9 protein-coding genes, 1 tRNA gene and 1 pseudogene are annotated in these 9,379 nt (G+C 57.3%); all 11 read left to right on the top strand.

Annotation, left to right across the window (positions count from 1 at the left end; all coding sequences use genetic code 11):
• Positions 1–994: elongation factor Tu (gene tuf, locus ABYO54_RS09745; protein WP_372808058.1), on the top strand; the 994-nt coding region annotated here is incomplete at its 5' end.
• Positions 995–1,064: 70 nt separating this feature from the next.
• A complete protein-coding gene (gene rpmG, locus ABYO54_RS09740) occupies positions 1,065–1,217 on the top strand; it encodes a 50S ribosomal protein L33 (RefSeq protein WP_372808057.1) in 153 nt (50 codons plus the stop codon).
• 18 nt (positions 1,218–1,235) lie between these two features.
• Positions 1,236–1,311 (top strand) — tRNA-Trp (locus ABYO54_RS09735).
• Positions 1,312–1,335: 24 nt separating this feature from the next.
• Complete coding sequence (secE, locus tag ABYO54_RS09730; protein ID WP_372808056.1) at positions 1,336–1,539, top strand: preprotein translocase subunit SecE; 204 nt, start codon at positions 1,336–1,338, stop codon at positions 1,537–1,539.
• 22 nt (positions 1,540–1,561) lie between these two features.
• Complete coding sequence (gene nusG, locus ABYO54_RS09725) at positions 1,562–2,116, top strand: transcription termination/antitermination protein NusG (RefSeq protein ID WP_372808055.1); 555 nt, start codon at positions 1,562–1,564, stop codon at positions 2,114–2,116.
• A 17-nt stretch (positions 2,117–2,133) separates the two neighbouring features.
• A complete protein-coding gene (gene rplK, locus ABYO54_RS09720) occupies positions 2,134–2,556 on the top strand; it encodes a 50S ribosomal protein L11 (RefSeq protein WP_372808054.1) in 423 nt (140 codons plus the stop codon).
• A gap of 2 nt (positions 2,557–2,558) precedes the next feature.
• A complete protein-coding gene (gene rplA, locus ABYO54_RS09715; RefSeq protein WP_372808053.1) occupies positions 2,559–3,254 on the top strand; it encodes a 50S ribosomal protein L1 in 696 nt (231 codons plus the stop codon).
• 38 nt (positions 3,255–3,292) lie between these two features.
• Positions 3,293–3,802 (top strand): 50S ribosomal protein L10, encoded by a 510-nt coding sequence (rplJ, locus tag ABYO54_RS09710; protein ID WP_372808052.1) that lies wholly within the window; start codon positions 3,293–3,295, stop codon positions 3,800–3,802.
• Between the two features lie 83 nt (positions 3,803–3,885).
• Positions 3,886–4,254: a 50S ribosomal protein L7/L12 gene (gene rplL, locus ABYO54_RS09705; RefSeq protein ID WP_372808059.1), complete on the top strand. Its 369-nt coding sequence runs from the start codon at positions 3,886–3,888 to the stop codon at positions 4,252–4,254.
• A 119-nt stretch (positions 4,255–4,373) separates the two neighbouring features.
• Complete coding sequence (gene rpoB, locus ABYO54_RS09700) at positions 4,374–8,135, top strand: DNA-directed RNA polymerase subunit beta (RefSeq protein WP_372808051.1); 3,762 nt, start codon at positions 4,374–4,376, stop codon at positions 8,133–8,135.
• A 73-nt stretch (positions 8,136–8,208) separates the two neighbouring features.
• A pseudogene (locus tag ABYO54_RS09695) lies at positions 8,209–9,345 on the top strand (DNA-directed RNA polymerase subunit beta'); the annotation flags it as partial.
• Positions 9,346–9,379: the final 34 nt, after the last annotated feature.

The raw sequence follows: 9,379 nt of genomic DNA, 5'->3' as shown, positions 1-9,379 counted from the left end.
GACTTCGCACGTCGAGTACGAGTCCGACAATCGTCACTATGCGCACGTCGACTGCCCCGGTCACGCCGACTATGTGAAGAACATGATTACGGGTGCTGCCCAGATGGACGGCGCGATTCTCGTGGTTGAAGCGCCTTCAGGCCCGATGCCGCAGACCCGCGAGCACATTCTGCTGGCCCGCCAGGTTGGTGTTCCGAAAATCGTTGTTTTCCTCAACAAGTGCGACCTCGTCGATGACGAAGAATTGATCGAACTCGTTGAAATGGAAATTCAGGAGCTGCTCGCGAAGTACGACTTCGAAGAAGACAGCCCGATCATTCGCGGCGCGGCTCTTCCGGCCATCCAGAACCCGACCGGCCCCGAAGCCGCCTGCATTCAGGAGCTCATGGACGCCCTCGATACGTGGATTCCGGAGCCCGAGCGCATCACCGACCAGGCATTCCTGATGCCGATCGAAGACGTGTTCTCGATCGAAGGTCGCGGTACCGTTGTAACGGGCCGTGTCGAACGCGGTGTGATCCACACCGGCGACCAGATCGAAATCGTTGGTCTGAAAGATACCGTTACCACCACCTGCACGGGTGTGGAAATGTTCCGCAAGATCCTCGACGAGGGTCAGGCCGGCGACAACGTCGGTATCCTGCTGCGCGGCACCAAGAAGGAAGACGTACAGCGCGGCCAGGTTCTGGCCAAGCCCGGCTCCATCAAGCCGCACACCCGCTTCAAGGGCGAAGTTTACGTCCTTTCCAAAGACGAAGGTGGCCGTCATACGCCGTTCTTCAAGGGGTATCGTCCGCAGTTCTACTTCCGTACGACCGACGTAACCGGCGACATCCAGCTGCCCGAGGGCGTTGAGATGGTCATGCCGGGCGACAACGTCACCATGGATGTTACGCTCATCACTCCGATCGCGATGGAGCAGCACATGCGCTTCGCCATCCGTGAAGGTGGCCGTACCGTTGGTGCCGGCCGCGTAATCGAAATCGTTGAGTAACTCCAGCGAGTAACCGGGGCGGGCAGGGTATCCCTGCCTGTACCCGTTTAAACTCTAATAGGATAAAACCATGCCAAGAGATATCATTACTCTGGCCTGCACCGAGTGCAAAGAGCGCAACTACACGGGCACCCGCAATAAAAAGCTGGAAACCACGCGCCGCGAAATCAAGAAGTATTGCCCGCGCGACAAGCGGCATACGTTGCATCGCGAAACGAAGTAGTTGATTCGATTTTACGACAGGTCGGTAGTTCAATCGGTAGAGCACCGGTTTCCAAAACCGGATGTTAGGGGTTCGAGTCCCTTCCGACCTGCCACTAATTTGAAACTGGAAAGCAACAATGAATAAACTAAACGAAGGTGTCGGTGGGCTGAAAACCTTCCTCGAAGAGGTCAAGGTAGAACTACTGAAGTGTACCTGGCCAACCCGCAAGGAACTGTTTGGCCAATCCGTGGTGGTCATCATTTCGGTCATCATTCTCGGCGCCTTCGTTGGACTTTGCGATGTGGTCAACGTAAACCTGCTTCGCTTCATCATCCGCTAGTTTATTTATAGGAACGAACGACATGCCAAAACAGTGGTTCATTTTACACGCGCTTTCCGGGCACGAGCTGAAGGTTAAGAAAAACATCGCCAGCCGGGTGCAGCAAGAGGAGATGGAAGAGATCATCGGCGAGGTGCTCATCCCGTCCGAAAAGGTCTCCGAAGTTAGACAGGGCAAGAAGACCACGGTGAACCGGAAGTTTTTTCCGGGCTACCTGTTGATCAATATCGACCTGTTCAACGACGATAAGTCGGTGAACGCCAGCGCCTGGACCTTTATCCAGAATACGCCGGGCGTCATCGGTTTCCTGGGCGGCGAACGCCCGGCACCCATGAGCGACGACGAGGTGAACTCCATCGTCAACCAGATCGAGGAAAAGAAAGAAGCCGTTGCTCCGAAGGTAATGTTCGAGCCCGGAGAAACCGTAAAGGTGACCGATGGGCCGTTCATGAACTTCAACGGAGTTATCGAGGAAGTTGATCCGGAACGCGGCAAACTCAAAATCTCCGTCTCGATCTTTGGGCGCACGGCGCCGGTGGAACTCGAATACTGGCAAGTCGAACGCTCGGCTGAATAAATTTATAGAGGTTAGTTATGGCTAAGGAAATCACAGGGTACATCAAATTGCAGATACCCGCAGGGGCCGCAAACCCTGCTCCGCCGGTCGGTCCCGCATTGGGTCAGAAAGGCGTGAACATCATGGAGTTCTGCAAGGCGTATAATGCCGCCACGCAGAGCCAGGCGGGAATGGTTGTTCCGGTGGTCATCACCGTATATAGCGACCGCAGTTTTACGTTCGTCACGAAGAGCCCGCCCGCATCGGTATTGCTGAAGAAGGCTGCCGGCCTCGCCAAGGGATCGAGTGTCCCGAACCGCGACAAGGTAGGCAAGGTAACCCGCGCGCAACTCGAGGAAATCGTTGAGACCAAGAAAGACGATCTCAACGCCAGCAGCCTAGACGCCGCTGTTCGTATCATCGAAGGCACTGCGCGCAGCATGGGAATCGAGGTGGAATAAAGATGGCTATTCACGGAAAAAAATATATCGCAGTTGCGACGAAGGTGACCAAGCAGGCCGACTACAGCGTTGAAAGCGCAGTCGAGTTCCTGAAGGAAAACCCCACCGCAAAGTTCGACGAAACGTTTGAGTTTGCCTTCCGGATGGGGGTCGATCCGACCAAGTCCGATCAGGCAATTCGCTCCACCGTTGCGCTGCCGCACGGTACGGGTAAAGATGTTCGCGTCATTGTGTTCGCCACCGGCGACGCTGCGGAAGCGGCCCGCGCCGCAGGAGCGGCCGAAGTTGGTTTCGAAGATCTGATCAAGAAGATCCAGGAAGGTTGGGTTGATTTCGATGCGGCCGTGGCTACGCCCGACGCGATGAAAGAAGTCCGCAAGGTGGCCCGTGTACTCGGTCCCCGCGGCCTGATGCCGAACCCGAAGACCGGAACGGTCACCGACGACACCGCCTCGGCGGTCAACCAGCTCAAGGCCGGTCGCGTCGAGTTCCGCATGGATCGCAATGGCAACATTGCGGTTCCCTTTGGAAAGCGGTCCTTCGAAAAAACGGCTTTGCTCGAAAACGCAAAGGCAGTTGTTGACGCGATCAACAGTGCCAAGCCCGCTAGCGCGAAGGGCACCTACATCAAACGTTGCACCATTTCCAGCACGATGGGTCCGGGTCTCCGGGTCGCCCTCAAGGAAATCTCCGCATAGGAAGGGTTGGTATTGAGATGAAACCACAAGAAAAAGGTATGAGACCTGAAAAAATCGCTGAAGCGAACGAGATCGATGCGCGTGTCGCTGGTGCGCTCTACATGATCCTTGCCGATTACAACGGCATGGACATGCCCACCACCAACGAGCTCAAGAAATCGCTCCGCGAGAATGGCGCATCGTTCAACGTCGTCAAAAACCGCATGCTCAACCGGGCGCTTTCCGAGGATGCTTCCGCATTGCTCAAGGGGCAGACCGCGATGATCTACGGCGACGGCGATGTGGTCGAAGTGGCGAAGGTCATCAAGAAGTTTACCGCAGCGAAGAAAAAACCCGTGATCAAGGGTGGATTTGTCGAAGGCAAGAGCATCTCCGCAGAGGATGTCGTGGAGCTTTCCAAGCTTCCGTCCAAGGATGTGTTGCGCGCCATGTTGCTCGGCACCTTGCAGGCACCGTGCAGCCAGTTGGTCGGCGTGATGAACCAGAAGGTCGCAAGTTTGGTCTACGTGCTGAGCGCGGTAATAGACAAAAAAGAACAAGAAGCATAACTATTAATTTGAATTAGAAGCAGTTCATTAGGAGGCAAAAAATGTCCGAAGAAACAAAAGCAGAAGTAGTACTCGAAGGCAAAATGGCAGAATTCGTTGATTGGGTTGAAACCATCTCGGTTCTCGAACTTTCCAAGCTCGTTAAGGCGCTCGAAGATCGTCTCGGCGTAACCGCAGCCGCTCCGGCCGCCGTTGCCGTCGCAGCCCCGGCCGCCGACGAAGGTGCCGCTGCAGCAGAACAGACCGAATTCGAAGTTGTTCTTACCGCTGCCGGCGCATCCAAGATCCAGGTCATCAAGGAACTCCGTGCCATCACGGGTCTCGGCCTGAAGGAAGCCAAGGAACTGGTTGACGGGGCTCCGGCCAGCGTCAAGAAGGGTGTTTCCAAGGAAGATGCCGCAGCCATGAAAGAAAAGCTCGAAGGTGTTGGAGCAACGATCGAACTCAAGTAACCCCGCGGTTCTTGATTCCAGATAGTTTGCGCCGTCGTCAAGATGGCTTGTGTTAGTTCCCCTTTGAGACCCAAAGGGGAACAACCGTTATTATTCCAATATAAACCTGAAGGTGCGGGATGGCTGATAGAAAAAACTTTGGCAAGCTGACCGACGCGCTAGATGCGCCCGACTTGATCGAAATCCAACTGAACTCCTACCGGGACTTCCTCCAACAGGGCTCGTCTCCTTCCAAGCGGAAGAAGATGGGTCTTCAAGCTGTTTTGGGCGAAGCGTTTCCGATCGAGAGTTACGACGGACAGATAGCGCTTGATTTCGTGAGTTACGAAATCAAGGCCCCTAAACTTGACCACATGGAATCGCTGCGCGAAGGGGAAACCTTTTCGGCGCCGCTTTACGTAACGTTCAAGTTGCGCGAAGGCGAGGACCTGCGCGAAGACACGCTGTTCATGGGCGAAATCCCGCTGATGACCGAAAGCGGAAGCTTCGTGATCAATGGGGCCGAGCGTGTAATCGTCAGCCAGCTGCACCGCTCTCCTGGCATCTGCTTCGAGTCGTCCCAGCATGCGAACGGTTCGACGCTGCATTCGTTCCGCATCATTCCCGACCACGGTTCGTGGATCGAGGCGCAGTTCGATACCAGCGACCTGATCTACATCTACCTGGACCGCAAGCGCCGCCGCCGCAAATTCCTGGCGTCGACCTTCCTGCGGGCCTTGGGCTACGAAAAAGATGAAGAGATCCTGAATCTCTACTACAAGTTTTCCGAGTTCTCCCTGGCCAAAAAAACCTATCAGGAAGCCGACCTCGAAAACCTCGTGCTCAGCGACGATATCGTGGACGCCGATTCCGAATCCGTGATCGGCCGTCGCTACGATGCGCTGACCGTCGACATGATCCAGCGCATGAAGCTGGCCGGCTACAAGAAGGTCTCCGTGGTCGACGTTTCTTGGGACCAGGGGCTTTTCCTGAAGTCCGTTCAGGCCGATACCACCCGCACCGTGGACGAAGCCCTCAAAGACCTCTATCAGAAGCTGCGTCCGGGCGATCCGCCCACCACCGCTTCCGCTCGCCAGATGATCAAGCGTCTCTTCTTCGATGAAGCGCGCTTCAGTCTCAGCCGCGTCGGCCGCTACAAGATCCAGCAGAAGCTCGGCATCAAGAGCGACTCGCTGACCTTGGAAGTCGAAGACGTGGTCGAAGCCCTGCGCTACTTGCTGATGATCCGCAATGGCGAAGGTACGCTCGACGACATCGACCACTTGGGAAGCCGCCGCATCCGCACCGTTGGCGAACTGCTTGAAGGCCAGTGCCGCGTTGGCTTGGCCCGTATCCAGCGCCTCGTGAAAGAGCGCATGACCATTTTCGATACGACGGTCGACCGCCTCTCTTCGCAAAAGCTGATCAACCCGAAGGCGCTTTCCGCCGTGATCAAGGACTTCTTTGGCCGCAGCCAGCTGTCCCAGTTCATGGACCAGACCAACCCGCTTTCGGAGCTCACGCACAAACGCCGTCTCTCCGCTCTCGGACCGGGCGGCCTGAACCGCGATCGCGCCGGATTCGAAGTCCGCGACGTCCACTCCTCGCACTATGGCCGTATCTGCCCGATCGAAACGCCGGAAGGCCCGAACATCGGTCTGATCTCCTCGCTTTCCACCTTCGCGAAGGTCAACGAGTACGGTTTCATCGTGACGCCTTACCTCAAGTGCGCCAAGGGCAAGGTCAGCAAACACCTCGATTGGCTCACCGCCGACGAGGAAGAACGCTACGTCATCGCCCAGGCCAATGCGCCGCTCGACGAAAAGAACTGCTTCATGAACGACCGCGTCATGGTTCGCGTCCGTGGCGACTTCATCGAAGTGGCGCCGGAAAAGGTCGAATACATGGACGTATCGCCGAAACAGGTGGTCTCCATTGCGGCCGGTTTGATTCCGTTCCTTGAGCACGACGATGCCAACCGCGCACTCATGGGCTCGAACATGCAACGCCAGGCGGTTCCGCTGATGAAGTCGGAACGTCCGTTTGTCGGTTCCGGCATCGAAGGCCGGCTGGCTCGCGACTCCCGCGTGCTGGTAACCGCCAAGGCCGACGGCAAAGTGGCCTATGCTTCCGCCGATCGCATCGTGATTACCCCCGACGGAAAAATGCCCGTCAAGAAATCGGGCAACGAATTCCAGGAATACAAGCTCCGCAAGTTCATGCGCTCCAATGCCGGCACCTGCCTGAACCAGCGTCCGCTCGTCAAGGTTGGCCAGAAGATCAAGGCGGGCGACGTCTTGGCCGATGGCTCCGGAACCGACCAGGGCGAACTCGCGCTCGGTAAGAATGCGGTTGTCGCGTTCATGCCGTGGGGCGGCTACAACTTCGAGGATGCCATCCTGATCAACCAGAAGCTGGTGCGCGAAGACGTCTACACGTCCATCCACATCGAGGAATTCGAGTGTGGTGCCCGCGATACCAAACTGGGCCCGGAAGAAATCACCCGCGATATTCCGAACGTCGGCGAAGAGGCCCTCAAAAACCTCTCCCACGACGGCATCATCCAAATCGGCGCCGAGGTCAAACCCGGCGACATCCTCGTCGGCAAGATTACCCCGAAGAGCGAAACCGAACTGGCCCCGGAAGAACGGCTGCTGCGCGCCATCTTTGGCGAAAAGGCCGCCGATGTCCGCGATACTTCGCTGAAGGCGCCGTCGGGAACCCACGGCATCGTCATGGACGTCAAGGTTTCCTCCAAGAACAACGCCATGGGCGCTAGCAAGGACAAGCCGACCGACCTGAAAAAACTTCAGAACGAAATCTCCGAACGGCATGAAGACGTCGTGGCGCAGTTGACCGAAGACCTGACCGAGGCGCTTTCCAACATCCTGCTCGGCGAAAAGATTCCGCTCGACGTGATGAACGCCGATTCCGGCGATGTCATCATCCCGGCCAACCGCAAGATCACCAAAACGCTCCTGCGTAAGTTGGCGGCCAACTACGAGCACGTCGAAATCGATCCGTCCCCGATCCGCATCAAGATCATGGGCATCATCGACGAATATCGCGGCAAGTTCCACGAAGCGCGTCAGGACAAGGACCGCTCGCTCGACCGCGCCGGAAGCGGCGAAGAGCTCGATGCGGGCATCGTGAAGTCCGTCAAGGTCTACATCGCCGAAAAGAAAAAGCTTTCGGTGGGGGACAAGATGGCCGGTCGCCACGGTAACAAGGGCGTGATTTCGCGCATCGTTGCCGAGGAAGACATGCCGTTCCTTCCGGACGGCACCCCGGTCGACATCGTTCTCAACCCGCTCGGCGTACCCTCGCGTATGAACGTGGGTCAGGTTTTGGAAACCCATCTGGGATGGGCCTGCAAACACCTGGGTATGCATGCGGCAACGCCGATTTTCGACGGTATCTCGGAACAGCAGATTCGCGACATGCTTGGCGAGGCCGGTCTGGCCGAAGACGGCAAGACCGAGCTGTACGACGGCCGTACCGGCGATCGCTTCGAACAGCGCGTCGTGGTCGGGGTCATGTACATCCTCAAGCTGCACCACTTGGTCAGCGAGAAGATCCATGCCCGTGCAGTAGGTCCCTATTCGCTCGTTACGCAGCAGCCGCTCGGCGGTAAGGCCCAGTATGGCGGCCAGCGTTTCGGGGAAATGGAAGTGTGGGCGCTCGAGGCTTATGGCGCGGCACACGCATTGCAGGAAATCCTGACGGTGAAATCCGACGACATTGCCGGACGTACCCGTATGTACGAAGCGATCGTCAAGGGCGAAAACGTCCTCGACTCCGGACGCCCGGAATCGTTCAACGTATTGATCAAGGAACTGCAGGGACTGGGCCTGAACTTCCAGGTGAAGAACGAAGATGGCGAACCCATCCTCTCGGACTAGTCCATCCAGTAAACGACCGACATTTTAGACTGCAGGAGGAACATCCGTGGAAAACAATTCAAGCGTTGCCGACATCTTCGGTATCAAGCAACAGGAACAGACCGACTATGCGAGCATCACGCTCGCATCGCCTGAGTCGATCCGTTCGTGGAGCCATGGCGAGGTAAAGAATCCGGAAACGATCAACTACCGGACTTTCAAGCCCGAAAAGGGCGGCCTGTTCTGCGAGCGCATTTTCGGCCCGACCAAAGACTGGGAATGTTCGTGCGGCAAGTACAAGCGCATCAAGCACAAGGGCGTCATCTGCGACCGTTGCGGCGTGGAAGTCACGTTGTCGCGTGTCCGCCGCGAACGCATGGCGCATATCGAGTTGGCCGTGCCGACCTCGCATATCTGGTTCTTCAAAGCCACGCCGAGCCGCATGGGCCTGATTCTTGATATGACCATGCGCAATCTCGAGCGCGTCCTATATTACGACAACTACATCGTGGTCGATCCCGGCGAAACCCCGCTGAAGGAAAAGCAACTGCTCTCCGAAGAGGAGTTGCGCGAGGCGCTCGACAACTATGGCCACGACAGTTTCGTTGCCAAGATCGGGGCCGAAGGGGTCCGCGATTTGCTGTGCAAGATCGACCCCGTCAAGACGCTTCAGGAACTTGAAGAAGCGATGCTGAACACCCGTTCGAAGCAGACCCGCAAGAAGCTGGTCAACCAGATGAAGGTGATGGAAGGGTTCATTAAGTCCAACTCCCGTCCGGAGTGGATGGTGATGGAAGTGCTCCCGGTCATCCCGCCGGATCTGCGCCCGCTGGTCCCGCTCGAAGGCGGCCGTTTCGCCACCTCCGACCTGAACGATCTTTATCGCCGCGTCATCAACCGCAACAACCGTCTGCGCACGTTGCTCGCGCTGAAGACCCCCGAGGTCATCATCCGCAACGAAACGCGGATGCTTCAGCAATCGGTCGATGCCCTGTTCGACAACGGCCGCCACGGCCGCGCCGTAACGGGTCCGGGCAACCGCCCGCTGAAATCGTTGAGCGACATGCTCAAGGGCAAGCAGGGGCGTTTCCGCCAGAACCTGCTCGGCAAACGCGTCGACTATTCCGGCCGTTCCGTAATCGTCGTGGGCCCGACCCTCAAGCTGAACCAGTGCGGTCTGCCCAAGAAGATGGCCCTCGTCCTGTTCGAGCCCTTCATCATTCGCCGCCTCTAAGAGCGCGGGGTGGTGCACACCGTCCGCAGCG

The sequence above is a fragment of the Pontiella sp. genome, assembly GCF_041622395.1.
Taxonomy (GTDB): Bacteria; Verrucomicrobiota; Kiritimatiellia; order Kiritimatiellales; family Pontiellaceae; genus Pontiella.
Note: the sequence above shows the minus strand (reverse complement) of the source record. Positions and strands in the feature narration are given on the sequence as shown.

Coding starts and splice junctions, on each gene's coding strand:
- rpoB (WP_372808051.1), top strand. CDS start 4,374: ATGGCTGATAGAAAAAACTTTGGCAAGCTGACCGACGCGCTAGATGCG.
- secE (WP_372808056.1), top strand. CDS start 1,336: ATGAATAAACTAAACGAAGGTGTCGGTGGGCTGAAAACCTTCCTCGAA.
- rplA (WP_372808053.1), top strand. CDS start 2,559: ATGGCTATTCACGGAAAAAAATATATCGCAGTTGCGACGAAGGTGACC.
- rplJ (WP_372808052.1), top strand. CDS start 3,293: ATGAGACCTGAAAAAATCGCTGAAGCGAACGAGATCGATGCGCGTGTC.
- rpmG (WP_372808057.1), top strand. CDS start 1,065: ATGCCAAGAGATATCATTACTCTGGCCTGCACCGAGTGCAAAGAGCGC.
- nusG (WP_372808055.1), top strand. CDS start 1,562: ATGCCAAAACAGTGGTTCATTTTACACGCGCTTTCCGGGCACGAGCTG.
- rplK (WP_372808054.1), top strand. CDS start 2,134: ATGGCTAAGGAAATCACAGGGTACATCAAATTGCAGATACCCGCAGGG.
- rplL (WP_372808059.1), top strand. CDS start 3,886: ATGGCAGAATTCGTTGATTGGGTTGAAACCATCTCGGTTCTCGAACTT.